The 24,491-nt window shown below is 71.6% G+C and carries 22 protein-coding genes; 11 read left to right on the plus strand and 11 right to left on the minus strand.

Annotated features, from left to right (window positions below):
- Positions 1–17 precede the first annotated feature (17 nt).
- Genes ACZ4FV_RS09680 through ACZ4FV_RS09695 form a run of 4 tightly spaced genes read left to right on the plus strand, consistent with a single transcriptional unit; the run spans position 18 to position 2,728 of the window.
- Positions 18–404 (plus strand): roadblock/LC7 domain-containing protein, encoded by a 387-nt coding sequence (locus ACZ4FV_RS09680; RefSeq protein WP_395863849.1) that lies wholly within the window; start codon positions 18–20, stop codon positions 402–404.
- Complete coding sequence (locus tag ACZ4FV_RS09685; protein WP_395863847.1) at positions 401–751, plus strand: DUF742 domain-containing protein; 351 nt, start codon at positions 401–403, stop codon at positions 749–751. Before ACZ4FV_RS09680 ends, ACZ4FV_RS09685 begins: the two co-directional genes overlap by 4 nt.
- Positions 732–1,352, plus strand: a complete 621-nt coding sequence (locus ACZ4FV_RS09690; protein WP_395863845.1) for a GTP-binding protein — start codon at positions 732–734, stop codon at positions 1,350–1,352. The genes ACZ4FV_RS09685 and ACZ4FV_RS09690 overlap by 20 nt, the downstream gene beginning before the upstream one ends.
- Positions 1,349–2,728 (plus strand): cytochrome P450, encoded by a 1,380-nt coding sequence (locus ACZ4FV_RS09695; RefSeq protein ID WP_395863843.1) that lies wholly within the window; start codon positions 1,349–1,351, stop codon positions 2,726–2,728. Before ACZ4FV_RS09690 ends, ACZ4FV_RS09695 begins: the two co-directional genes overlap by 4 nt.
- A 589-nt stretch (positions 2,729–3,317) precedes the next feature.
- Here the strand turns inward: ACZ4FV_RS09695 and ACZ4FV_RS09700 are convergent.
- From ACZ4FV_RS09700 to ACZ4FV_RS09710, 3 genes are all read right to left on the minus strand, one after another.
- Positions 3,318–4,175, minus strand: coding sequence for a class II fructose-bisphosphate aldolase (locus tag ACZ4FV_RS09700; protein WP_395863841.1), 858 nt, complete (start codon positions 4,173–4,175; stop codon positions 3,318–3,320).
- A 216-nt stretch (positions 4,176–4,391) separates the two neighbouring features.
- Positions 4,392–5,324, minus strand: a complete 933-nt coding sequence (locus ACZ4FV_RS09705) for a 1-phosphofructokinase family hexose kinase (RefSeq protein WP_402232994.1) — start codon at positions 5,322–5,324, stop codon at positions 4,392–4,394.
- An 82-nt stretch (positions 5,325–5,406) separates the two neighbouring features.
- Positions 5,407–6,297, minus strand: a complete 891-nt coding sequence (locus tag ACZ4FV_RS09710) for an SIS domain-containing protein (protein ID WP_395863837.1) — start codon at positions 6,295–6,297, stop codon at positions 5,407–5,409.
- Positions 6,298–6,640: 343 nt separating this feature from the next.
- Here ACZ4FV_RS09710 and ACZ4FV_RS09715 point away from each other — a divergent pair, with 343 nt between their 5' ends.
- Both ACZ4FV_RS09715 and ACZ4FV_RS09720 read left to right on the plus strand, forming a co-directional pair.
- A complete protein-coding gene (locus ACZ4FV_RS09715) occupies positions 6,641–8,191 on the plus strand; it encodes an acyl-CoA carboxylase subunit beta (protein WP_465322322.1) in 1,551 nt (516 codons plus the stop codon).
- 61 nt (positions 8,192–8,252) lie between these two features.
- Positions 8,253–9,122: an AraC family transcriptional regulator gene (locus tag ACZ4FV_RS09720; RefSeq protein WP_465322324.1), complete on the plus strand. Its 870-nt coding sequence runs from the start codon at positions 8,253–8,255 to the stop codon at positions 9,120–9,122.
- Positions 9,123–9,127: 5 nt separating this feature from the next.
- On the opposite strand, the gene ACZ4FV_RS09725 is transcribed toward ACZ4FV_RS09720, so the two are convergent.
- Positions 9,128–9,547, minus strand: coding sequence for a VOC family protein (locus ACZ4FV_RS09725; RefSeq protein ID WP_395863831.1), 420 nt, complete (start codon positions 9,545–9,547; stop codon positions 9,128–9,130).
- A gap of 179 nt (positions 9,548–9,726) precedes the next feature.
- Between ACZ4FV_RS09725 and ACZ4FV_RS09730 the strand changes: the two genes are divergently transcribed.
- Both ACZ4FV_RS09730 and ACZ4FV_RS09735 read left to right on the plus strand, forming a co-directional pair.
- Entirely contained in the window at positions 9,727–10,581 is an 855-nt protein-coding gene (locus tag ACZ4FV_RS09730; protein ID WP_402233002.1) for an NAD(P)H-binding protein, read from the plus strand.
- A gap of 1,045 nt (positions 10,582–11,626) precedes the next feature.
- Complete coding sequence (locus tag ACZ4FV_RS09735; RefSeq protein WP_395863827.1) at positions 11,627–13,141, plus strand: RNA polymerase sigma factor; 1,515 nt, start codon at positions 11,627–11,629, stop codon at positions 13,139–13,141.
- A gap of 101 nt (positions 13,142–13,242) precedes the next feature.
- Here ACZ4FV_RS09735 and aspS read toward each other — a convergent pair whose 3' ends face one another.
- Positions 13,243–14,550 (minus strand): aspartate--tRNA(Asn) ligase, encoded by a 1,308-nt coding sequence (aspS, locus tag ACZ4FV_RS09740; protein WP_395863825.1) that lies wholly within the window; start codon positions 14,548–14,550, stop codon positions 13,243–13,245.
- 375 nt (positions 14,551–14,925) lie between these two features.
- On the opposite strand from aspS, the gene ACZ4FV_RS09745 reads away from it, so the two are divergent.
- Entirely contained in the window at positions 14,926–15,765 is an 840-nt protein-coding gene (locus tag ACZ4FV_RS09745) for an SAM-dependent methyltransferase (protein ID WP_465322327.1), read from the plus strand.
- A 12-nt stretch (positions 15,766–15,777) separates the two neighbouring features.
- Here the strand turns inward: ACZ4FV_RS09745 and ACZ4FV_RS09750 are convergent, their stop codons facing one another.
- Entirely contained in the window at positions 15,778–16,320 is a 543-nt protein-coding gene (locus ACZ4FV_RS09750; protein WP_465322329.1) for a carboxymuconolactone decarboxylase family protein, read from the minus strand.
- Positions 16,321–16,366: 46 nt separating this feature from the next.
- Here ACZ4FV_RS09750 and pdxR point away from each other — a divergent pair, with 46 nt between their 5' ends.
- Positions 16,367–17,797 carry a MocR-like pyridoxine biosynthesis transcription factor PdxR gene (gene pdxR / locus ACZ4FV_RS09755; protein WP_395863819.1) on the plus strand — a complete coding sequence of 477 codons (1,431 nt, stop codon included), beginning with the start codon at positions 16,367–16,369 and terminating at the stop codon, positions 17,795–17,797.
- Between the two features lie 53 nt (positions 17,798–17,850).
- Here the strand turns inward: pdxR and ACZ4FV_RS09760 are convergent, their stop codons facing one another.
- The 5 genes from ACZ4FV_RS09760 to ACZ4FV_RS09780 form a co-directional block, all read right to left on the minus strand.
- Complete coding sequence (locus ACZ4FV_RS09760; RefSeq protein WP_465322331.1) at positions 17,851–19,191, minus strand: class I SAM-dependent methyltransferase; 1,341 nt, start codon at positions 19,189–19,191, stop codon at positions 17,851–17,853.
- A gap of 144 nt (positions 19,192–19,335) precedes the next feature.
- On the minus strand, positions 19,336–20,142 hold the full coding sequence (locus ACZ4FV_RS09765) for an amino acid ABC transporter ATP-binding protein (protein ID WP_395863815.1): 807 nt from the start codon (positions 20,140–20,142) through the stop codon (positions 19,336–19,338).
- Entirely contained in the window at positions 20,139–21,053 is a 915-nt protein-coding gene (locus tag ACZ4FV_RS09770) for an amino acid ABC transporter permease (protein ID WP_395863813.1), read from the minus strand. The genes ACZ4FV_RS09765 and ACZ4FV_RS09770 overlap by 4 nt, the downstream gene beginning before the upstream one ends.
- A gap of 115 nt (positions 21,054–21,168) precedes the next feature.
- Positions 21,169–22,074 (minus strand): ABC transporter substrate-binding protein, encoded by a 906-nt coding sequence (locus ACZ4FV_RS09775; protein WP_395863811.1) that lies wholly within the window; start codon positions 22,072–22,074, stop codon positions 21,169–21,171.
- 261 nt (positions 22,075–22,335) lie between these two features.
- Positions 22,336–23,265, minus strand: coding sequence for a UbiA family prenyltransferase (locus ACZ4FV_RS09780; protein ID WP_395863809.1), 930 nt, complete (start codon positions 23,263–23,265; stop codon positions 22,336–22,338).
- A 92-nt stretch (positions 23,266–23,357) separates the two neighbouring features.
- Here ACZ4FV_RS09780 and ACZ4FV_RS09785 point away from each other — a divergent pair, with 92 nt between their 5' ends.
- Positions 23,358–24,491, plus strand: coding sequence for a type III polyketide synthase (locus ACZ4FV_RS09785; RefSeq protein ID WP_395864069.1), 1,134 nt, complete (start codon positions 23,358–23,360; stop codon positions 24,489–24,491).

Genomic DNA, 24,491 nt, shown 5'->3' on the forward strand with positions numbered 1-24,491 from the left:
CGGGGTACCGACCGAACATGGACTGGATGCTCGCCGACCTGGCGAAGAGTGTGCCGTTCACGCGCTACATCGTGCTGCTGTCCGCCGACGGCCTGCGGATGGCCCAGCACAACACCGAGGCCGACACCGCGGACCGGCTCGCCGCCGCGTGCGCGGGCCTACAGAGCCTCGCCGCCGCGATCGCGTCCGAATTCCCCAAGGGCGACGGCCGGATGCGGCTGGTCGTGATCGAGGTCAACGGCGGCTACTTCTACATGATGGCCGCCGGCGCGGGGGCCTATCTCGCGGTGCTGGCCGACGGTCAGGTGGACACCGGCCTGCTCGGCCACCGGATGCGCGACCTGGTGATCCGGATCGGCGAACACCTGACCAGTCCGCCGCGCCACGACGGGGCCTTTCCGTGAGTGTGCCGAGGCGCTCACGGCGCGACCCGCACCCCGAGCGGCTGTACCTGGTCGGGGAAAACTTGGAGGCACAGGACCGGTTGGACCTCGTCACCCTGTTCGTGGCCAAGCACGAACCCGAGCGCGGGATGTCCCCCGAGCTCGCGACGATCCTGCGGATGTGTGAACAACCGTTGTCCATGGCCGAGATCTCCGCGCACATGCGGTTGCCGACCAGCGTGCTGACGCTGGTCCTGACGGACATGGTGACCACGAATCAACTCGAGGCGCGGGCACCGATCCCGGCCGCCTCGTTGCCCGACATCGATCTGCTCAAGGCGGTGATGCATGGACTACAAAGGCTCTGAGACCCTCGCCGGGCCGCGCCCCGAGGACATGCTGCCGGCGACGGCCGCCGCCGCGGTCAAGGTCGTCGTCGTCGGCGGCTTCGGCGTCGGCAAGACCACGCTGGTCGGCGCGGTCAGCGAGATCCGGCCGCTCACCACCGAGGAGACGATGACCCAGGCGGGCGTCGGCATCGACGACCTCGCGGGCATCGAGACCAAGACCACCACGACCGTGGCGATGGACTTCGGCCGGATCAGCCTCAACGAGCGCCTGGTCCTCTACCTGTTCGGCACCCCCGGACAGGAGCGCTTCTGGTTCCTGTGGAACGGCCTGTTCGACGGCGCGCTCGGCGCCGTGGTCCTGGTCGACACCCGGCGCCTGGAGGTGTGCTTCGACGTGATGGGCCGGCTCGAGGATCGCGGCGTGCCGTTCGTGGTCGCGGTCAACACGTTCCCCGAATCGCCGGTGCACTCCATGGACGAACTGCGCAGCGCGCTCGACCTGGACGAGTCGGTACCCATGCTCGACTGCGACGCGCGCAGTCGCGGCTCCAGTCGGGACGTCCTGATGGCCCTCATGCAATACCTCTACACGCTCACCACGAACCGGGAGACGCAATGACCGCTCCTCCCCCCGTTCCGCCGCCCGGCTGCCCCGCGCACGCGGGCGCGACGGCCACCGAGGGCATCACGAGGTTGTACGGACCGGAGACGATCGCGGACCCGGGCGCCACGTACGAGAGGTTGCGCGCCGAGTACGGGGCGGTCGCGCCGATCCTGGTCGACGGCGACTTCCCCGGCTGGCTGGTGCTGGGCTACCGGGAGAACCTGGAAGTCATGCGCACGCCGAGCCGGTTCTCCCGGGACGCGCGCAACTGGCGCGACTGGCGCGAGGGCCGGATCCCGCCGGACGCCACGATCCTGCCGATCATGGAGTACCGCCCGGACTGCGTGTCCAGCGACGGCGCCGAGCATCAACGCCTGCGCACCGTGGTCACCGAGAGCCTGGACCGGTTCGACCGACGCGGCATCCGCAAGCACGTCCAGCGACTCGCGCACGACCTGATCGACCGGATCGCCGCGGACGGCCACGCCGACCTGGTCGCGCAGTTCGCACAACAGTTGCCGATGCTGGTCATCGCGCAGTTGTACGGTCTGCCCGACGCGATGGGTCCACGTCTGGTCGAGGCCAGCGCCGAGCTGATGATGCAGAGCGAACGCGCGCTCGAATCCAACGAGTTCATTCTGCGCACGCTGAGCGACCTGGCCGACCGCAAACGTGCCGAGCCGGCCGCCGACTTCCCGTCCTGGCTGATCGAGCACCCGAACAAGCTGTCCGAGGACGAGGTCCTGCACCACCTGCGGCTGGTCATGGTCGCGGCGAACGAGCTGACCATCGCGCTGATCGCGAACACGCTGCGGGTGGTCCTGACCGACGACCGATTCGCCGCGTCGCTGGCCGGCGCGCGGCTGACCCTGCCCGACGCGGTCGAACAAGTCCTCTGGGACGAACCGCCGTTGTGGGTCATCCCGGGCCGCTGGGCGCTCGTGGACACCGAGTTGGGCGGGCGCCGGATCAAGGCCGGCGATCTCCTCGTGCTCGGCGTCATGGCCGGCAACGTCGACCCGCAGATCCGTACCGACCTCACCGTGCCGGTCCACAACAACCGCGCCCACCTGGCGTTCAGCGGCGGCGCGCACCTGTGTCCGGGACAGGACATCGGCCGAGCGATCACGGACACCGCGATCGACACACTCAACAGCCGGCTTCCCGACATCCGCCTGGCCCACCCGGACCGCCCACCCGCCTGGCACGCGGCCACCTGGGCCCGCTACCTCACTTCCCTTCCGGTCGAATTCACCCCGGTCCCGCTGGTAAAGCCCACCGAATGGACCCGCCCCCCACGCCCACCCCGTCCCACCACACCCCCCGAGCCCCCGATCTCTCCCCTCCCCACCACCTGGTGGACCCGCATCACCACCTGGCTCTTCGGCTGACCGACAGAGCGCCGGGCCCACCCCCGGCGCTCCCCGTCCCCACCTCCGCAAGCCACGAAAAGCACGGGCAACCAAATCATCCCGCCCGGCGCTCGAGAACCCCCGGGAACCCACCCGCCCAACCCACAAACCGGCAACGAGCCACCCTCCGCAACCCGCAGGCCGAAACGCGGGCAACCCAATCAGCCCGTCCGGCGCTTGAGGACAACCCGAAACCCACCCGGCCCGACCCGCGAACCGAACCGCCGACCCGACAACGAGCCACCCTCCGCAGCCGCAGACCAAAACGCGGGCAAACCAATCAGCCCGTCCGGCGCTTGAGGACAACCCAAGGCCCCCCACCCCGGACGGCAACCGTCCACGCGAACCCCACCAGCCCGTCCGGCGCTTGAGGACAACCCGAAACCCACCCGGCCGCCCCGCGAACCGCACCGACCCGGCAACGAGCCACCCTCCGCAGCCGCAGACCAAAACGCGGGCAAACCAATCAGCCCGTCCGGCGCTTGAGGACAACCCAAGGCCCCCCACCGCGGACGGCAACCGTCCACGCGAACCCCACCAGCCCGTCCGGCGTTTGAGGACAAAGGCGCTAGACCGCGCCGGTGATCACCCGCAAGAGCCCACCGACCGCATCCACCATCGCCGACCGCGCAGCGACCAGCGCCGGCCGCGGATCGGCCTTCCCCGGCTCGGCGACCAGCCGCGACCGCAGCGTGCCGGTGTAGGCGATGTTCAGCGCCGTGCCCACGTTGATCTTCGTCATCCCCGCACCCACCGCCCGCCGCAGCTCCGCGTCCGGCACCCCCGAGGACCCGTGCAACACCAGCGGCACGTCCACCGCCGCGCGCAACCGCGCGATCAGGTCGTGGTCGAGCGTGGCGGTACGGTCCAGCATCGCGTGACTGCTGCCGACCGCCACGGCCAACGCGTCGACCCCGGTCGCCCGCACGTACGCGGCGGCCTCGTCCGGATCCGTGCGAGCCCCCGGCGCGTGCGCGTCGAGTGCGGGATGGCCCGGCTTTCCGCCGACCTCGCCGAGCTCGGCCTCCAGGCTGATCCCGCGATCGTGCGCCCAGGCCACCGCGTCCGAAGTGGCCGCCACGTTCTCCGCGTAGGCGAGCCGCGACGCGTCGAACATGACCGAGCTGATCCCGGTCCCCTCGGTGGCCGTCAGCAGATCCACCGACTCGACGTGGTCCAGGTGCAACGCGACCGGTACGGCCGCCTCCTCCGCGAGCGCCCGGCACGCCGCCGCGAACGGACCCAGCCGCCCACGCCGAAACTTGACGGCGTTCTCGCTGATCGCCACCACGACCGGCAGTCCCGCCTCCTCCGCCGCGATCAGCACCGCCTCGGCGTGTTCCAGCGTGATCACGTTGAACGCGGCCACCCCGACCCCGTCCGCACGCGCCGCGTCGGTCAATATCCCCGTCGAGGTCAACGGCATGTCATCTCTCCTCGTGAACGATCCCGACAACAACCGGCCCCGAGCACCCCGGCACCCGAACACCCAAACCCAAACCCACACCCACACCCACACCCACACCGGCACCGGCACCGGCACCCAAAAGACGCGCACTCACACCCGCGCCACCCCACCCCACCGCGCGCAAGCCGACCGCACACCCACCGGCCCGCGTCCCGGCCACCCCGCGGCGCGGCCTCATCGCGGCGGCTCCACCACATCGACCCGCACCCTCGGCAGCCAGGTCCGGTACAACTCGCCGTCCACATCGCCCGCCATCGGCGCCGCCACCGCCGCCGCCGACAGCGCCACCGCGTCCCGCAACCGGTCCGGCCACGGTCCGCCCTCGGCCAACCCGCGTGCCAGCGCCGCCACGGCCGCGTCACCCGCGCCGGTGGCGTTGCCGCGTACCGAGGTGGGTGGCGTCGCCCGCCACCAGCCCTCGTCGGTCCCGGCGAGCATGCCCTCCGGACCGAACGAGGCGACCACCGCCGTCCCGGCCCGCGCCGTCCCCGCCAGCCGCGCGACCGCCCGCAGCGGATCCGCCTCACCCGTCACCGCGAGCAACTCGTCCGCGTTCGGCTTGACCACGTCCGGCCCGGCCGCGACACCGGCCGACAACGCCGGCCCCGAGGCGTCCAGCAGCACCGGCACCCCCGCGGCCCGAGCGAGCGTCACCAACTCCGCGTAGCCGCTCGCCGAAACGCCCGGCGGCAGACTCCCGGACAACACCAACACCGAGGCGTCCGGCAGCAGTTCGGCCGTGGCCGCGACCACCAGAGCCCATTCCCGCGCGGTCCGCGCGGGCCCGAGTTCGTTGAGCGACGTCGCGCCGCCCGAGTCGGTCTCCACGATCGTCGTGGTGCAGCGCGTCTCGCCCTCCACCGGCACCGCCGTCAACGCGATGTCCGCCGCCGCGAGGTCGGCCCGTATTCGCTCACCCGTGGCACCGCCCAACGGGGCCACCGCGGTGACGGCGACGCCGAGCGAGCGCAGCACGCGTGCGACGTTGACGCCCTTGCCGCCGGCCCGTCCCTCGACCGACGCCGGCCGGTTCGCGCCGTGTCGGATCATGCGTTCCAGGTGGTAGGTGACATCCCAGGCCGGATTCGGCGTCACCGTGACGATCACAACGCCCTCCGCCCGACGGACCCGACGGACCCGACGGACCCGTCCCGAGGCCCGCCGTCGACACCCGCGCCGACCGTGTCCCTCACGACGCGTCCAGCACCACGGACCGGGTGAGGTGCCGCGGCTCGTCCGGGTTCAGGCCGCGGCTCTCCGCGATCGCGACCGCGAGCTTCTGCACCCGGACCAGCTCCGCCATCGGGTCGAGCGCTCCGGCCACGAACGTGCCACCGGTGGCCGCGACCTGCTCGGCCAGGCCCTCGGGTACCGGCCCGAACACCCAGGTGACCCGGTTCGGCGCGGCGATGCTGATCGGCCCGTGCCGGTACTCCATCACCGGGTAGCTCTCCGTCCACGCCCCGGCGGCCTCGCGCATCTTCAGCGCGGCCTCCGCCGCGAGCCCGACCGACCAGCCCGAGCCCAGGAAGGTGAACTGCTCCGCGCCCACGAACTCCGGCTCGGGCAGCCACGCGACGGCCTCCTTCGCGTCCCGTACGGCCCCGTCCAGGTCCGCGCCGACGTGCGCCCGCAGCAGCGCGAGGGCGGTGGTGGCGAACCGGGTCTGCACGACCGAACGCTCGTCGGCGAAGTCGAGCATCACGAGTTCGTCCGCCGCGGTCACGATCGGCGTCCCGGGCGTGCCGGTGATCGCGGTGGTGGCGACCGTGCCCCGGATCTCCGCCAGCAGCCGCAGTACCTCGGTGGTGGTGCCGGAGCGGGTCAACGCGATGACCCGGTCGTAGTCCCGTACGCCCGGGAACTCCGAGGCCGCGAACGCGTCGGTGACGCCGAGCCCGGCCCGCTCGCGCAGCACCGCGTACGCCTGGCCGATGAACCACGAGGTTCCGCATCCGACGATCGCGACCCGCTCACCGGGGCTCGGTAGTCCGGCGCAGTCCGCGGCCAGCGCGGCGGCACGCGCCCACAGATCGGGCTGAGTGGCGATCTCGGCAGTGGTGTGGTTCACGGTCGTCATGACGCTCCCGGGTCCTGGCGCGCAGCACCGCGCGGACTGCGCACTGCTGCACTCGCATGCTTGAAACTATTCATTTGATAGCAGTTTCACGCACGAATGAGCAATGCCGCTCAGCATGATGAGGTCCGATTCACCCGGATTCGATCTGAAATATCCACCACGCTCGTGCCGCGCACCCGGCGACTTCGGCCCTGTCGCCCGCACGCGACCGCCGCTACATTGGCCCGGCTCAGGCGGCCCGGCCCACCCGGCCGGCGCCACGAGCCCACAGCCCGCAGCCCGCAGCCCGCAGCCCGCAGCCCACGCCCCACACACCCGCCCCGCCCCACCCGACGGGAGATCCGTGCACACCGAAGGACGTCCCGCCCCCGACAACCGGACCGCCTGGCAAACGCTGCTCGCCGATCTGGAGGAGCGCCGAACCCGGTCACGAGCCATGGGCGGCCCGGCGAAGGTCGCGCGCCACACGGTCGCCGCCCCCGGCCGGATGTCCGCCCGGGCCCGAGTCGCGGCCCTCCTCGACGACGACTCGTTCGCGGAACTGGGCACGCTCACCGGCGGCGCGGACATCCCCGCCGACGCGTTCGTGGCCGGTTCGGGGCTGCTAAACGGCCGCCCGGTGTTCGTGGGCGCCGAGGACTTCACCGTGCAGGGCGGCTCGATCGGCCCCGGCGCCGCCGCCAAGCGGGCCCGGCTCGTCCGGCTGGCCGGTCAGGAACGCGCGCCGCTGGTGACCCTGCTCGAGGGCGCCGGCCACCGGGCGGGCAACGCGCTCGCCGGCCACACGGCCACGCCCAACGACCTCCAGGCCCTGGCCGACCTCGCCGGACTGGTCCCCACCGTCGCGATCGTGCACGGCCCGTCCGCCGGGCACGGCGCGCTCACCGCGCCGCTGTCCGATTTCGTGATCATGGTGGAAGGCACCGGAGCGCTCTTCACCGCCGGCCCACCCCTGGTCGAGGCCGCCACCGGCGAGCGGGTGGACAAGCACACCCTCGGCGGCAGCGGGGTGCATTGCGCTGTCAGCGGCGTCGCGCACAACGCCGTTCGCGACGACACGGCGGCGCTGCGCCTGGCCCGCCGCTACCTCTCCTACTTCCCGTCACACGCCTGGCAACATCCGCCGTACGCGGGAGCGGACTCGGGCAACACCGACACCGCCCCGCGAGCCACCGAGGCGCTCCTGGACCTGATCCCGCCGGACCCGCGCCGGCCGTACGACGTCAAGGCCGTGCTGGCCGAGGTCTTCGACGCGGGCACACTCCTGGAACTGCAGCCGGCCTACGGCGCCTCGATCGTCACCGCGCTCGCCCGTCTCGGCGGCCACGCGGTCGCGGTCCTGGCGAACCAACCCGCGGTCCGGGCGGGCACCATCGACGCGGACGCCGCCGACAAGGCCGCCCGCTTCCTGTCCATCGCGGGCGCGTTCCACCTGCCGGTGGTCTTCCTCGCGGACAACCCCGGCGTCCTGGCCGGCACCGCCGCCGAGCGTTCGGGTGTGTTGCGCGCCGCGGCCCGACTGTTCGCCGCCCAGCACCGCCTGCGCGTTCCGAAGCTGCACCTGACGGTGCGCAAGGCGTTCGGCTTCGGCAGTTCGGTGATGGCCATGAACCCGTTCGACGCGCAGACCGTGTCGTACGCGCTGCCCGGCGTCACCCTCGGCGGCATCCCGGCCGCCGCGGGCGCCGCCGCCGCGAAGCAGGACGCGGACACCACCCGCCGGCTCACCGCGAACGAGGCGAGCGGCCCGTGGCGCTCGGCGAACGCGCTGTCCTACGACGACGTGATCGCACCGACCGAGGTCCGCGACGCCCTGCTCACCGGCCTGACCCGCGCCCGAGCCCGACTGACCGGCCCGATCGAACCGGACCGCCGCCCCGGCTACCTGCCCTAGAGAGACGTGTCTTGAGGACACGCCCTGGGAGCGCTCCGGAGCCAGGACCTAGGCTCGCCACATGGACGGTTTGGGTGACCTGCTGCGCGGGATCAGGGCCGACGACGCGCTCTTCGACCGACGGACGCTGCCCCCGGGGACTTCCGTACGGATCACCTCCGGCGCGCCGTTGACCCTGTGCACGGTGGTGCGCGGCAGCGGCCGACTCGTCCCCGAGGACGGCCCCTCCCTCCCGCTGCGCCCGGGTGACGCCGCCCTGGTCCGGGGTCCCGCGCCGTTCACGTTCGTCGCCGACGCGCGCCCGGGGCACGAGACGGGGACGGACTCGGACCCGGACGACGGGGCCTTCGCCGAGTTGCTCTGCGGCTCCTACCGCGCGCACGCCGACATCGGCCGTCGCCTGCCCGCCGCGCTCCCCCAAACCTTGGTCGTCCCCGACGACCAGGGTTGCGAGGCGGTGTTGGGCTTCGTCTCCGCCGAGGTCGCCGCCGACCGGCCGGGCCAGAGCTTCGTCCTGGACCGGCTGCTCGACTGGATGCTGGTCTGTACGCTCCGCGCCTGGTTCGACCGCCCCGAGGCGCATCCGCCCGCGTGGTACCTGGCCCTGGCCGACCCCGTCGTCGGCACCGCTCTGCGCGCGGTCCACGACGCCCCGGCCCGGCCGTGGACGATCGCCGCCCTGGCCGCCGAGGCGGGCGTCTCCCGCACCTCCCTCGCCGAGCGCTTCACCGCCCGGGTCGGCACGCCGCCGCTCACCTACCTGACCGAGTGGCGGATGGCCCTGGCCGCCGAATTGCTCACCGAACCGGACGCCACGGTCGCCGCCGTGGCCCGCCGGGTCGGCTACGCCGACCCGTTCGCCTTCAGCACCGCCTTCAAGCGCGTCCGCGGCCTGAGCCCCACCGCCTACCGCACGACCCACGCGGCGTAACGCCGCTATCGGGGCAGTTGCTCGAACATCCAGCGATGTCCCTCGGGGTCGGCGACGGTGTAGGCGCGCCCGTGCCCGGTGTCGCGCGGCGGCGCCAACACGGTCGCGCCCGCGTCGCGGGCCACGGCGAAGTGCGCGTCCAGGTCGGCGACGTAGACGTGCACGCCGTCCACCACGTAGGGCACGGACAACCACTTGTCCGCGTCCGCGCAGGTCTCGGCGTGCCGCCGGGGCGAGCGGTAGTCGGGCGTCGGCTCGGCGAGCATGATCAGCCCGCCCTCCGGGGTGGCCAACTCACCGTGGCCCACCGAACCGTCCGGCATCATGATCCGAGTCACCTCCCGGAAGCCGAACGCCCGACTCAGCCAGTCCAGCGCGGCGGCGGCGTCCTGGTAGGAGATCATCGGCGTGACGGTCTGCGACATGGTCGACTCCTTCGATCGTGCGATGCTCGCGCTTCCGAGTCTGCTCGCGCCGGGCGCGCCGGTCTTGGACGAACGGGAACAGGCGTGCCCCGACCCCACCCGGTCGCCCCGGACGTACGCACATGTCCCCCGGTTTCTCGCCCATGTCGGCCGGGCCCGGCCCGGATCAAGCTGGACGCATGACGGAAACCACGCAGTTCCCCATCCTCGTTCTCGGCGGCACCGGCAAGACCGGCAGCCGGGTGGTCACCGCGCTCCGCGCCCGCGGCGCCGCCGTGCGCGTCGCCTCCCGCTCCGCCGAACAGCGCTTCGACTGGACCGACGACCGCACCTGGGGCCCCGCGCTGGCCGGCGTCTCCGCCGTCTACCTGGTGCCCCTGGACGGTGTCCCGACCGGTCCGGCCTTCGTCCGCCGAGCGGCCGACGCCGGGGTCGAGCGCATCGTGCTGCTCTCCGCGCGCGGCACCGACGTCCCCGGCTACTTCGCCGCCGACGACCCCGGCAACCAGGCTCGCCTCGACCTGGAGGCGGCCCTGCGCGCCTCGGGCATCGCATGGACGATCCTGCGTCCGGGCTGGTTCGCGCAGAACTTCAGCGAGGGCTTCTTCCGCGACGAGGTGCGCGCCGGCGAGTTGACGCTGCCGACCGGCGCCGCGTCGGTGTCCTTCGTCGACACCGAGGACATCGCCGCCGTCGCGGTGGCCGCCCTGCTCGACCCCGGCCACGCCGGCGAGACGTACGAGTTGTCCGGGCCCCGGGCGGTGACCTTCGACGAGGCCCTCGCCGAGATCGCCGCCGCGACCGGCCGGCAGGCCCGCTACGTCCCGGTCGACCCGGCCGGGTACACCGCCGAGCTGATCGCCCGGGGCCTGCCCGAACTCGACGCGACCATGTGGGCGTCGGCCCTGAACAGCATCCATCGCGGCCTGGAGGCCAAGATCTCCGACGGCGTGCAGCGCGCGCTGGGCCGCCCCGCCCGCGACTTCACCGACTTCGTCCGCGCGGCGGCCCCGACCGGCGTCTGGTCTGCCTGACCCCACGGCCGGACCGCCCGGCCCGCACCGACCCGACACCGCGCCGGACCCGATGCCGCGATGGGCGGCCGACGACTCGAACAGAGCCGTCGGCCGCCCATCGGCACGCGCGCGCCCGGCCCGGCCCCGGCCGGCTGCGGGACGGCAGGCCCGCCGGCCCGCAGCTAACCCGCCCGATGATCGAATTCACCACCCGTTTGCGCACCCGTATATCGATCCACCGATCACTCGCGCGTCATCCACGCGCGTCATCTTCCGCACGGCCCACTATTCCGCGCGTCGGACTCCCGATCACCGCGCCGAATCGATCTCGCGCGGCCGCACTTCGATTGTCGTATCGATTAGCCGAATAGTGTGCGACGAAGATCGCGGCGGAGATCCTTTACCGCGTCGACACGTCCGCCCTATCCCGCCGATCGTCATCGCACAACCGCGCCCGCCGTCACTCGGATAGCCGAAGAAATCACACACCGCGCACCGCTATTTCCGCGCCGCGTCCGCCGCCCGCACGCATTACCGCCGACCCGACCGAGGAAATCCCGCCCGCCGCTTTCCGCGGGTCCCGCCGGCGGCCCGGCCGCGGCGCCCCGAGGAGCCGGCCCGGGCACCCGCACCGCACCGAGGAGGTCCGCCCCGTGCGTAACGCGCCGGCAGGCGGGCATTCTCAAGACAGGTTCAGGACCGCACGACCGACGCCGATGCCCGACCCGATCCGCACCACCACGAGAAAATTCGACCCCGCAGCATCGGCACTCGGATATCGTCGATCCCCGGCCACGGCAGTGTCGTCGGGCCCGGAACCCCGGGCTCACCGGCGCGACCACGCAGATCAGCGGGCCGTCCCGCACACTGGGGAACCCACAGCTCGAAGCCCCTGCGGACCGACGTGACCCAGGTCACGCTCGCGGAGGCGTAACACTTGTACCGATCGGAGCGATGCCTTGAGTGGCGCCGGCAGCGCCGACGGATCCGGTCCCGCGGATGCGTCATCGATTCGGTGTAGTTGCGGCGCCGCAGCATGCCCGCGTGAACCGAGAGGTTATTTGTGACCCCGAGCTCGTCCAGCACGCTTCCCAACAGAATCGCCGAATCGGAATCTCTGGTGGCGCTCATCGAGCGTGGCCGTGCCGAAGGATCGATTACCGGCGAGGACATACGCCGAGCCTTCGAAACCGATGCCATCCCTGCGACGCAGTGGAAGAGCATCCTCCGTAGCCTCAACGAGGTCCTCGATGAGGCCGGTGTGACCTTGACCGTCAACCCGGTCAAAGAGACCCAACGGAGAGACGTAGCCACAACTCGGCGATCTGTCAAGAAGACGCTATCCACGCGCTCAACCCGTGTCAAGAACACAGAGACCTTGCCCGCGCAAGTCACGCCCGCGGCAACGGAATCGGGAGAGTCCGTCGTGGAATCTGCTCCGAAGCCGAAGAAGGCCGCAGCCAAGAAGAAGGCCGCGGCCAAGAAGACCACCACCACCGAGACGACCGCCGTCGAGTCGCCCGCCCCCAAGGACGGCGACGAGGCACTGGTCGAAGAGGACCTGTTCGACGAGCCCGCCGAGGCGGCGGCTCCCGAGGTCGGTCCGAGCGGCTTCGTCCTCACCACGGACGAGGACGACGCACCGCAGCAGCAGGTCACCACGCCGGGTGCCACCGCGGACCCGGTCAAGGACTACCTGCGGCTGATCGGCAAGGTCTCGCTGCTCAACGCCGAGCAGGAGGTGTCGATCGCCAAGCGCATCGAGGCCGGCCTGTTCGCGTTGGAGAAGCTGGACTCCGAGCCCGGCCTGACCCCGCAGTTCCGGCACGAACTCGAACTCGTCGCCGAGGACGGCAAGCGTGCCAAGAACCACCTTCTGGAGGCCAACCTCCGCCTGGTGGTCTCGCTGGCGAAGCGCTACACGGGTCGCGGCATGCTCTTCCTGGACCTCATTCAGGAGGGCAACGTCGGTCTCATTCGTGCGGTCGAGAAGTTCGACTACACGAAGGGCTTCAAGTTCTCCACGTACGCCACCTGGTGGATTCGCCAGGCGATCACCCGGGCCATGGCCGACCAGGCGCGGACCATCCGCATCCCGGTCCACATGGTCGAGGTGATCAACAAGCTGGCCCGCGTGCAGCGCCAGATGCTCCAGGACCTGGGCCGCGAGCCCACCCCGGAGGAGCTGGCCAAGGAACTCGACATGACCCCGGAGAAGGTCGTCGAGGTGCAGAAGTACGGCCGCGAGCCGATCTCCCTGCACACCCCCCTCGGCGAGGAGGGCGACAGCGAGTTCGGTGACCTCATCGAGGACACCGAGGCGATCCGGCCGGCCGACGCGGTCAGCTTCACGCTGCTCCAGGAACAGCTCCACTCGGTCCTGGACACCCTCGCCGAGCGCGAGGCCGGCGTGATCTCGATGCGCTTCGGGCTCACCGACGGTCAGCCCAAGACGCTCGACGAGATCGGCAAGGTCTACGGGGTCACCCGTGAGCGGATCCGCCAGATCGAGTCGAAGACCATGTCGAAGCTGCGCCACCCGTCCCGCTCCCAGGTGCTGCGCGACTACCTGGATTAGGCAGCAGGACCCCGGGTACGGACGGACCGCCACACCGGCGGCCTCCGTCCGTACCCGGCGCCACACCTTCCGTGCCACGCCCCGGCGTCGCCGTCAGGGCGTCAGGGCGTCAGCCGATGCGGACCGCGGAAGAGGAACGTCGCGTCCCGGATCGACGGCAGGTCCAGGAGCAGCATCAGCAGTCGGCCCAGCCCCAGGCCCAGACCGCCGTGCGGCGGGATGCCGTAGCGGAAGCAGTCCAGGTAGGACGCGAGCGGTGCCGCGTCCAGGCCCTTCTCGCGCAGTTGGGCGAGCAGTCTTTCGTGACGGTGCTCGCGCTGCGCGCCCGTGGTGATCTCGACGCCCTTCCACAGCAGGTCGAAGCTCTCGGTGAGCGTGGGGTCGTCGTCCGGACGCAGGTGGTAGAACGGCCGGATCCCGGCCGGGAAGCGGGTCACGAAGACGAACTCGTGCCCGGTCTCCGCCGCGATCGACGCGGACAGCGCGCGTTCGCCCTCCGGGTCCAGGTCGACCCGGGTACCGGTCGGGTCCCACCCCTCGGCCCGCAATCGGCGCAGCGCGTCGGCCATCGTGATCCGCGGGAACGGCAACTCGGGGACGGTCACCTCGACGCCGAGGAGTGCTTCGATCGACGCCCCGTGCACGGACCGGACGTCGTCCAGTACCGCCCGCAACAACCGCTCCTCGAAGGCCATCACGTCCTCGACCCCGTCGATCCAGGCCAGTTCGGCGTCGACGCCGGTGAACTCGGTGGCGTGCCGGGACGTGTAGGACGGCTCGGCGCGGAAGACCGGGCCGATCTCGAAGACCTTGTCGATGCCGGCCGCGATCGCCATCTGCTTGTAGAACTGTGGCGACTGGGCCAGGTAGGCCGGGCGGCCGAAGTAGTCGACGGTGAACACCTCGGCGCCGGATTCGGACGCGGTGCCCATCAGCTTGGGTGTGTGCAGCTCGGTGAAGCCCTCCGCCGCGGTGACCCGACGCATCGCCTGTTCGACGGTGCTCTGCACGTCGAGCACCAGCCGTCGGTCGGGGCGCCGGAGGTCGAGGAATCGCCAGTCGAGTCGGCGGTCCGGGCCGGTGTGGGCGTCGATCGGCAGCCCGGGTTCGGCCCGCGAGAGGATCTCGACCCGCTCGGGAAGCAGTTCCAAAGCGCCGAGTCGGACCACGTCGTTGGCCACGACCCGGCCGGTGATCCGGACCGCCGACTCGGGGGTGACCTGCTCGAAGGCGGCCTCGATCGGGTCGTCGGCGCCGACGCGGCGGTGGGTGACCTGGACCCGACCGGTGTGGTCGCGCACCACGACGAACTGCATGCGGCGCTGCCGGCGCAATGTGTCGACCCACCCGTGGACGGTGACCCTCTCGTCGAGATGTTCGGACAGGTCGCGGACGAGGGCGCGCGGCATGGCGGCAACTCCCTTGGTTGCGGGCGCGTTGGTCGCGCCGGGTACGGCGGGTGGTAGACGGCCACCCGAGGAGATCGTCAGCGTAGGTGGCCGGGTCGGCGGTGTCGCCGGATTAAACGGCGGCGGGAGGCACGGGGTGGAGCGGGGGCGAGGCAACGCCGGCCGGCCGCCGGGCACCGGGCCCGCCGCGCCACAGCCTGCGATCGGGCCTGCGCGGGCGACCCGACAGGGCGGTACATCTGCCGACTTGTCCGCCCGTGTGGGCACCAACTGCCGTTTGCAGCACGGGGATTGATGACCAGCCGCGTTACCTGCGGTTTACCATCGGCGGTGTGCCGCACCACCCCCAACCGGCGGCCGCGAGGTGTCGAGATCATGACCGAGAACGCTGGAGACCGAGTGTGGTCGACGGAGCCCGCCGGTGAGCGACCGCCGCCGGGCATCGATGTCAACGTGCCGAGCGTCGCGCGCATCTACGACTTCCTGATCGGCGGGAAGGACAACTACGCCGCCGACCGCGAGGTGGCCCGCAAGTTGATCGCGGTGGCGCCCGATCTCGAACACGACGCCGGCGCCCATCGACGGATCCTGCACCGGGGCGTGCGCTTCCTGGTCGAACAGGGCATCCGCCAGTTCGTCGACATCGGATCGGGTCTGCCCACCGCGCAGAACACCCATCAGGTCGCCCAGGCGATCGCGGCCGAGACCACCGTGGTCTACGTCGACAACGACCCGATCGTGCTCGCGCACGGTCGCGCGCTGCTCGCCGAGAACGACCGCACCACGGTGATCACCGCCGACCTGCGCGAGCCCGAGTCGATCCTGAAGAACCCGGACCTGCTGCGCCTGATCGACTTCGATCGGCCGATCGCGTTGATGCTGCTGGGCGTGATCCACCACATCAACGACGACGAGGATCCGGCCGGGCTGGTGCGCACCTACCTCGACGCCTTGCCGTCCGGGAGTTGGCTGTTCCTGACCCACTTCCTGCGCAGCGGCCCGGAGTCGGAGCAGTTGGAACGGGTCATGCAGGGCTCGCACAAGAGCGGGCGCTTCCGCGAGCGCGAGGAGATCGCGGCCTACCTGGAGGGTCTGGAGACGGCCGACCCCGGCCTGGTCTACATCGACCTGTGGCGGCCCGAGGAGCCGGTGGACGAGGCGACCCTCTCGGTCACCCAGCGCCTGGTCCTGGGCGCGGTGGCCCGCAAGCCGTAGCCGGGGCGGTCGTCACCGCTTCGCGCGCTGGTCGGTGCCGGCGAGCTTGCCGGTGCCGATCGCGATCCGGTTCCAGGTGTTGACGGCGAGGATCAGGGCCATCAGGTGGGCCAGTTCGCCTTCGTCGAATCGGTCCGCGGCCCGGGCGTAGACGTGGCCCGGGACGCCGTCGGCGGCGACCAGGGTCAGCGCCTCGGTCAGCGCGAGGGCGGCCCGTTCCCGCTCGGTGAAGAAGTGCGCGGCCTCGCGCCAGAGCGCGACCAGGGCCAGGCGTTCGTCGTTCGCGCCCGCGTTGTGCGCGTCGGTCCAGTGCATGTGCAGGCAGTACGCGCAGCCGTTGAGCTGCGAGACGCGGATCTGGACCAGTTCGACCAGCGCGGGGTCCAGTCCCTCCCGAGCGGCGGCGTCGAAACCGATCAGGGCCTTGAACACCTTGGGTACGGCGCGGGCGAAGTCGACGCGGTGGGCCTCGGGATCGGGGTGGGAACGGGGTTCGGGGGCGGCCTCGGTGGGCCGTTCGGTGCGGTGCTCGCTGCTCATGTCGACGAAGCTCATGTGACGAAGGTAGGCGCGAAAGAGACCTGGTATAGGGTGCAGTTCCATGTCGGAAGACGAGGTCAATTCCGCCGAGTGGAGCGGCCGTGACCTGCATCTGGAGTTGTCCGGTACGGGCAGCCGGCGGGCGGTGCTGATCGGGGCGATCCGGACGGCGATCCGCACCGGTCGGCTGGCACCGGACACGCCGCTGCCGCCGTACCGGTCACTCGCCGCCGATCTGGGCATCGCCCGGAACACGGTCGCCGACGCGTACGCCGAGCTGGTTGCGGAAGGCTGGCTGACGGCGCGTCAGGGCTCCGGGACCCGGGTCGCCCGGCGGGTCGAACCGCTCGCCGCGCCGCGCCGCCGCGCCCGCACCGAACTGCCCGCGCGGTCCGCCGGCTCGACCCACAATCTGCGCCAGGGGCAGCCGGACGCGGCGTCCTTCCCACGTACCGCGTGGGTCGCGTCCGCCCGCCGGGCGCTGAACGCCGCGCCGAACGAGGCGTTCGGACCCGGCGATCCGCAGGGGCGTCCGGAGTTGCGGGCCGCGCTGACCGATTACCTCGCGCGGGTGCGCGGGGTGCGCACCCATCCGGATCGCATCGTGATCTGCTCCGGCTTCGCGCACGCGTTGCGGCTGCTGTTCGCCGGTGTGCTGCGCGGGCCGGCCGCCGTGGAGTCGTACGGGCTCGCCTTCCACCGCTCGATCCTGGACGCGGCGTCGATCCGCACGCTGCCCCTGGACATCGACGAACAGGGCGCCGACACCGACGCTTTGGCCGCGCGGGCGAACGCGCGCGTGGCCGTGCTGACGCCGGCTCACCAATTCCCCACCGGCGGCCCGTTGTCGCCCGAGCGACGGGTCGCCGTGCTGGACTGGGCACGGGCCCGGGGCGGGATCGTGCTGGAGGACGACTACGACGGCGAGTTCCGCTACGACCGGCGTCCGGTGGGCGCGGTCCAGGGCATGGATCCGGACCGCGTGGTGTACGTGGGCTCGGTCAGCAAGAGCCTGTCCCCCGCGATCCGGCTCGGCTGGATGGTGTTGCCCGAGCACCTGGTCGACGACGTCCTGGCGGTGAAGGGCCTGCGCGAGGCGTGGGCCGGTGTCACCGATCAGCTCACCCTCGCCGACTTCATCGAGGGCGGCCACTACGACCGGCACATCCGCCGGATGCGCCGGCGCTATCGCGCCCGCCGGGACCATCTGCTCGCCGCGTTGGCCGAACACGCCCCGCACGTCACCGCGACCGGCATCGCCGCCGGCCTGCACGCCGTGCTGCGCCTGCCGCCCGGCACCGAGTCCGCCGCGGTCAAGGCCGCCACCTGGCAGGGCCTGGCCCTCGACGGCCTGGCCGCCTTCCGCCACCCGGACGCGACGGGCTCGGCTCCGGACGGCCTGGTGGTCGGCTACGCGACGCCCCCGGACCACGCGTACCCGGCGGCGGTGGAGGCGCTGTGCCGGTCACTGCCGCCGGCGGAGGGCGAGTAGGGCGGACTTCGGGCGCGGGCGGCGCCGCGCTTCGGGGCACGTGCGCCCGCCGGTCACATCGTCCGGGTCGGCGGCATGCCCGAGCGGCCCGAGGCGGGGGTCTTGACCGCCAGGATCTGGTTGACGCCGATGCGGTTCTGTTCGAAGGCCAGGGCCGAGGCGGCCATGTACAGGCGCCAGACCCGGACCCTGCCCGGTGAGGTCAGCCGGGTGGCGCGGTCCCGGGCGGCCTCCAGGTTGGCCACCCACGCGCGCAGCGTGGTCGCGTAGTGCTCGCGCAGCGCGTGCACGTCCCGCACCTCGAAGCCCGCCTCCTCCAGCACCGACACCGTGCTGCCCACCGGCGTCAGCTCGCCGTCCGGGAAGACGTAGCGGTCGATGAACTCGTCGACGTGGTAGGCGGATTCGTCCCGCGCAGGGCGGCGGGCGATCTGGTGGTTGAGCAACCGGCCGCCGGGACGCAGGAGTTCGTACAACGAGTCGGCGTACTCACGGAAGCGGATCCGGCCCACGTGTTCGGCCATGCCGATCGAGGAGATCGCGTCGTAGGGGCCGTCGGCGTGTTCGCGGTAGTCCTGGATCCTGATCTCGACCCGGCCGGTCAGCCCCGCCTCGGAGACCCGTTTGCGGGCCAGGTCGGCCTGTTCGCGCGAGATGGTGATGCCGACCACCTGCGCGCCGTAGTGCTCGGCGGCGTGCAGCGCCATCGACCCCCACCCGCAGCCCACGTCCAGCAGCCGCATCCCCGGGCCCAGCGCCAGCTTGCGGCAGACCAGGTCGAGCTTGGCCCGCTGGGCGTCCTCCAGGGTCGCGTCGGGGCGGTCCCAGTAGGCGCACGAGTAGACCATCGAGGGGCCCAGGATCAGCGCGTAGAACTCATTGCCGACGTCGTAGTGGTGCCGGATCGCCTCCTGGTCGCGGCGCAGGCTGTGCAGCATGCCCCGGCGGCGGCGGACCTCCTCGGCGGGCGCGGGCGGCGGTACCGGCAGGCCGGTCAGGGTGAGCGCCTCGCCCATCGGGCGCAGCGCGCCGAGCGCGGCCCGCACGGACGGCAGCGGGCGCTCGGGGTGGGGGGTGCGGATGGCGACCGCCTTGGCCGCCGGGGCGCTCACGGGCGGCGGCTCGTCGCGGTGCAGGGCGATGCCGGCCAGTCGGTCCAGCGCGTCGTAGAGGTCGCCGTCCACGTCCAGGTCGCCGGACACCCAGCCGCGCGCGAAGCCCAGCTCGCCCGGCTTCCACATCAGCCGGCGCAGCGCGCGTCGGTTGCGGACGACCAGGGTCGGGCCGTCCGGCGGCCCCGCCTCGCTGCCGTCCCAGGCCCGGATCCGAATCGGCGACGGGCGGCCGAGTACCTGCTGGGTCAGCGCGGCCAGGCGGTTGGCGGTGTGCGGCATGACGGATTCCTCCGCGGTGTGGAACCCCGGACTCCCGATCCGGGCTACACCGTTGCCCCTACCCCAATCGACGCGGAGCGCGAACGGAATTGCTCCGTCCGGGGCGGATCACCGCCCCGGACGGAGCACATCGTGTCCGGCCGGTCACAGCACCTTGGACAGGAACGCCTTCGTGCGGTCGTGCTGCGGGTTGCTCAGCACCTCGCGGGGCACCCCCGCCTCGACCACGAGTCCGTCGTCCATGAACACCAGCGAGTCGCCGACCTCGCGCGCGAAGCCCATCTCGTGGGTGACCACGATCATCGTCATGCCCTCCTCGGCGAGGCCGCGCATGACGTCGAGGACCTCGCCGACGAGTTCGGGGTCGAGCGCGGAGGTCGGCTCGTCGAACAACATCAGCTTGGGGTCCATGGCCAGCGCGCGGGCGATGGCCACCCGCTGCTGTTGGCCGCCGGAGAGCTGGGCGGGGTAGGCGTCCGCCTTGTCGCCCAGGCCGACCCGCTCCAGGAGTTGGTGCGCGCGCTCCCGGGCGGCGGGCTTGCTGATGCCCTTGACCTGGGTGGGCGCCTCCATGATGTTGCCCGCGGCGGTCATGTGCGGGAAGAGGTTGAAGCGCTGGAACACCATGCCGATGTCGCGCCGCTTGAGCGCGACCTCGCTGTCGCGCAGCTCGTAGAGCTTGCCGTCCTTCTCCCGGTAGCCGACGAGTTCGCCGTCCACCCACAACCGCCCGGCGTTGACCTTCTCCAGGTGGTTGATGCAGCGCAGGAAGGTGGACTTGCCGGAGCCGGAGGGGCCGACGATGCACATGACCTCGCCGGCGCCTACCTCCAGGTCGATGCCCTTGAGCACCTCCAGCGGGCCGAACGACTTGCAGACGTCCTCGGCCTTGACCATGGGTTGCCCGGAGCCGGCCGCCCCGGGCGCGGGCTTGTCGAAGTTGGTCGTCATCGGATCTCGACTCCCGAACGCCGGGTCGGGAACAGGTTGGCCCTGATCCGCTGGAGCGGGGTGGGCGGCAGCGCCCGGCTGGCCCCGCGCGAGAAGCGGCGTTCCAGGTAGTACTGGCCGATGCTGAAGACGGTGGTCAGCAGCAGGTACCAGAAGCAGGCCGCGAAGAGCAGCTCCATCACCGCGAGGTTGTTGGTGTACACGTCCTTGGCCTTCTGCAGCACCTCGGGGTAGACCACCACGCTGGCCAGCGAGGACGTCTTGAGCATGTTGATGAACTCGTTGCCGGTGGGCGGCACGATCACCCGCATCGCCTGCGGCAGCACGATCCGGCGCAGGGTACGGCCCTTGGACATGCCGAGCGCGTGGGCCGCCTCGGTCTGGCCCTCGTCGACGGACTGGATGCCCGATCGCACGATCTCGGCCATGTACGCGCCCTCGTTGATGCCGAGGCCGAGCAGCGCCGCCCAGATCGGGGTGATCAAGTTGTTGGTGTTATGGCCGAACATGGTCGGGAAGATCAGCGCGAGGTTGCCCCAGATGAGCAACTGGACCAGAACCGGCGTGCCGCGGAAGAACCAGATGTAGACCGACGAGACGGTCGCGGTGACCGGATTGCCGGACAGTCGCCCGATCGCGGCGAGCACGCCGAGTACGAGCCCGAGCGCCATCGAGTAGAGGCTGATCTTCAGCGTGTTGACTGCGCCCTTGATGATCTGTTCGTCGAACAGGTACTCGCCGGTCACGCTCCAGTGGATCTTCGCGTTCGCGAACGCGTTGATCAGGAGGCCGACCAGGGCCAGAACCACGACGGCGGCGACCCAACGGCCGTAGTGCGGCACGGGGATCGCTTTGATGTGTTCCCGTTTGGCCGGCTGTTTGTCGGCCGCGGGGGTTGGGGGTGTGGTCACGGGAAGGTGACCTCCTCTTGGAGCACGAGTGCGGGCGCGGGCACGGGGTGGCCCGGTGGGACGGTCCGCCGGGTCCGGCCCCGCCGCCGCTGGGCGGGCGGGGCCGGACCTCGGATCAGGAGGTGCCGCCGTTGATGGTGACCTCGGTGACGGCGCCGGCCTCGACCTTCCAGTTGTTCAGGATCTTGGCGTACTCGCCGTTCTTGATCAGCGCCTCCAGGGCCGACTTCAGCGCCTGCTGGAGCTGCTGGTTGTCCCTGCCGACGCCGATGCCGTAGAGGCCGGCATCGATCTGTTCGCCCGTGACCTCGAAGTCCTTGCCGTCACCGGAGGTCTGCGCGTTGTACGCGGCGACCGGGAAGTCGTTGAGGTCGGCGACGGCGGCACCGCTCTTGAGCTTGAGCAGGGCCTCGCCGTCGTGCTCGTACTTCTGGATCGTGATCGCGCCCTTGCCCGACTCCTCGCACTTCTTGGACTGGGCGGTGGCGACGTCCTCGTTGGTCGTCGCCTGCTGGAGCGCGACGATCTTCCCGCACAGGTCGTCGAGCGACTTGATGTTCTGCGGGTTGCCCTTCTGCACCAGGATCGAGGTGCCGGCGCGGAAGTAGTCGACGAACGCCAGGCCCTGGCCCTGCCGCTCCTTCTTGTCGGTCATCGCGGACATGACCAGGTCGAAGCGCTTGGAGGTGATCCCGGTGATCAGCGAGTCGAACGGGGAGTTCTTGTACTCGTACTTGACACCGAGCTGCTTGCTGAGCGCGGCGGCCAGCTCGGGGTCCACGCCGACGGCCTTGCCGCCCTTCATGAACTCGATCGGTGCGTACGCGATCTCCGAGCCGATCTTGAGCTTGCCGGACTTCTGGACGTCCGGCGGGAGCATCTTGAAGAACGGCGCGTTCTCGTCCTTCTTGCCGAGCGCGCTGTCGCCGCCATCGTCCCCACAGCCGGTCAGGAGCATGGAGCCCGCGACCAGGGTTGCGGCACAGGCGATCAGGCGGCGGTGGGTAAGGCGTCCGCTCATGTGCGGGTTCCTCCAGGTATGAGGGGACAAGGTGGCCGGCATGGCACGAGCTGACTCGCGGTGCCCGATCTGCGGGCGGTTTGGGCGAATCCGGGATCGAGCTATGGGCATGAATGATTTCCTGGTGCTCTGTACGGGACAATGGGACAGATTGTTAATTACGAAGATCCAATTTGACAGAATGTCAAGCAGCGATGGGGACATTTCATCCCATCAGGCGATTTTCCAGGGCATACCGAAACGGCTCTGGCCGGCCGGGGTCTACGCGCATTGGCGTGATACTCGCCGGACGGCGCGTGAGCCGGCGCGGGCGATGCCGGTCCCCCGGCGCAGCAGGAGCGCCACGTCGATCGCGGCGACACCGATCGCGGTGGCGAACGGAACGGCGGGGCGTCGGCCGCCGAGCAGCGCGCCCGCGGCGGCCAGTACGCCGGCACCGGCCAGCGCGAGCCGGCCGGCCCGGTCCGGTCGGCCGTACGCGAGCAACGCGGTGGCGCCGAGCAGCGGCAGCGGGGTGAGCGTGCGGATCCCGGTCGGGCCGAGCCGGTGCGGCAGGCCGCGTACGCCGCCCGCGTGGTCGACACCCAGGTCCGGCAGCGCGTCCGCCAGATGCGCGCCACAGCCCAGCAGCGCGGCGGCGGAGACGACCCACCACGCGGGCGCGGGCCGCCCGGGCAGCCCGAACGCGACGAACGCGGGCAGACTCGCGAAGCCGACCGCGTAGGGCACCCAGGACCCGACGGTGCCCTTGACCCCGAGGTCGTACGCCCACGCGGCACCCACCCCGACCAAATGCGCGGTGCCCGCCGCCGGCCCCGACGCGTAGGACAGCGGTACGCACGCCACGAGCGCGGTTCGGGCGGCGAGTGCCACCCGTTCGGCCGTGACCAGGTCGGCGACGACCGGCTTGCCGATGCGCCCGGCGGCCCGATCGCGGTCCGCGTCCACCGCGTCGTTGCACCAGCCGACCGACAACTGCCCGCTGAGCACCGCCGCGCCGACGAGCGCGCAACCCTTGGCGTCGCGCCCGGCCGCGACGGCGAGCGCGGTGGTCAGGGCCGTGACGGCGAGCGTCGGACCGAGGTGGCAGGCGAACAGGAGGCCGAGCACGGGCGCGTGTTCGGCGGGACGCCCGCCGGGGTGTGCGGGGGTGTGCGGGGTGGCTCCGCTCGGCGTGGCGGCTTCACTCACGTGGGTGTCCTCTCCGGGTAGCCGGCGTAGGTCCGGCGCATGCGAGCGACGAGTGCGGGCAAACGACGTGGGTTCGGTGTTCCCGCTGGGCACTGTTCCAGCGTTCCCGCTCGCCGCCGGTTCCGTTCGCCGCCCAGCGTCTTCGCTCCTCATCCAGCCGGGGATACGCCATGACCCGCATCGCAGCCGTCCGTGGCGCACTGCCGCCGCACCGATACCCGCAAGCCGAGATCACCGAGGCGTTCGCGGCGATGTGCCTGCCCGCCGGCGCCGATCGCCGCGTCCTGGATCGGCTGCACGCGAGTGCCCGGGTGCACACCCGCCATCTGGCGCTGCCGCTGGACCACTACGCCAAACTCGACGACTTCGGCGCCGCCAACGACGCCTACCTGGACGTCGCGGTCGAGCTCGCGGCCGAGGCGGTCGAGTCCGCGCTCGGCGCCGCCGGGCTCAGCGCGCGCGACCTGGACCTGATCGTGTTCACCACGGTGACCGGCCTCGCGGTGCCCTCGATCGACGCGCGCCTGGTCGGCCGGCTCGGCCTGCGCGCGGACATCAAGCGGCTGCCGGTGTTCGGCCTCGGCTGCGTCGCGGGCGCCGCCGGCATCGCCCGCCTGCACGACTACCTGCGCGGGTGGCCCGAGCACGTCGCCGCGCTGGTCTCGGTCGAGTTGTGCTCGCTCACCCTCCAGCGCGACGACGCCTCGATCGCCAATCTGGTCGCGGGCGCGCTGTTCGGCGACGGCGCGGCCGCGGTGATCGCCTGCGGCGACGCGCGGACCGGGCCCGGGCGCGGACCGCGGGTGGTCTCCAGCCGCAGTCGCATGTATCCGGACTCGGCCCGGGTGATGGGCTGGGACGTGAGCGGCTCCGGGTTTCGGATCGTGCTCGGCTCGGACGTCCCCGACGTGGTCCGCGAGTATTTGGGCGGCGACGTGCGGACCTTCCTCGCCGAACACGACCTGACCCCGGCCGACATCACCGCGTGGGTCTGCCACCCGGGCGGCCCGAAGGTGCTCGAGGCGGTCGCCGAGACGCTCGAACTCCCGGCCGGCGCCCTGGACCTGACGTGGCGTTCGCTGGCCTCGACCGGAAACCTGTCGTCCACCTCGGTGCTGCACGTGCTGCGCGACACGATGGCCGCCCGGCCCGATCCCGGTACGCCGGGCCTGATGATCGCGATGGGCCCGGGGTTCTGCTCCGAGCTCGTCCTCCTGGAGTGGTAG

It is taken from the genome of Embleya sp. NPDC025285, assembly GCF_055558835.1.

Coding starts and splice junctions, on each gene's coding strand:
- ACZ4FV_RS09680 (WP_395863849.1), top strand. CDS start 18: ATGGACTGGATGCTCGCCGACCTGGCGAAGAGTGTGCCGTTCACGCGC.
- ACZ4FV_RS09690 (WP_395863845.1), top strand. CDS start 732: ATGGACTACAAAGGCTCTGAGACCCTCGCCGGGCCGCGCCCCGAGGAC.
- ACZ4FV_RS09695 (WP_395863843.1), top strand. CDS start 1,349: ATGACCGCTCCTCCCCCCGTTCCGCCGCCCGGCTGCCCCGCGCACGCG.
- ACZ4FV_RS09700 (WP_395863841.1), bottom strand. CDS start 4,175: ATGCCGTTGACCTCGACGGGGATATTGACCGACGCGGCGCGTGCGGAC.
- ACZ4FV_RS09710 (WP_395863837.1), bottom strand. CDS start 6,297: ATGACGACCGTGAACCACACCACTGCCGAGATCGCCACTCAGCCCGAT.
- ACZ4FV_RS09720 (WP_465322324.1), top strand. CDS start 8,253: ATGGACGGTTTGGGTGACCTGCTGCGCGGGATCAGGGCCGACGACGCG.
- ACZ4FV_RS09725 (WP_395863831.1), bottom strand. CDS start 9,547: ATGTCGCAGACCGTCACGCCGATGATCTCCTACCAGGACGCCGCCGCC.
- ACZ4FV_RS09730 (WP_402233002.1), top strand. CDS start 9,727: ATGACGGAAACCACGCAGTTCCCCATCCTCGTTCTCGGCGGCACCGGC.
- aspS (WP_395863825.1), bottom strand. CDS start 14,550: ATGCCGCGCGCCCTCGTCCGCGACCTGTCCGAACATCTCGACGAGAGG.
- ACZ4FV_RS09745 (WP_465322327.1), top strand. CDS start 14,926: ATGACCGAGAACGCTGGAGACCGAGTGTGGTCGACGGAGCCCGCCGGT.
- ACZ4FV_RS09750 (WP_465322329.1), bottom strand. CDS start 16,320: ATGAGCTTCGTCGACATGAGCAGCGAGCACCGCACCGAACGGCCCACC.
- pdxR (WP_395863819.1), top strand. CDS start 16,367: ATGTCGGAAGACGAGGTCAATTCCGCCGAGTGGAGCGGCCGTGACCTG.
- ACZ4FV_RS09760 (WP_465322331.1), bottom strand. CDS start 19,191: ATGCCGCACACCGCCAACCGCCTGGCCGCGCTGACCCAGCAGGTACTC.
- ACZ4FV_RS09765 (WP_395863815.1), bottom strand. CDS start 20,142: ATGACGACCAACTTCGACAAGCCCGCGCCCGGGGCGGCCGGCTCCGGG.
- ACZ4FV_RS09775 (WP_395863811.1), bottom strand. CDS start 22,074: ATGAGCGGACGCCTTACCCACCGCCGCCTGATCGCCTGTGCCGCAACC.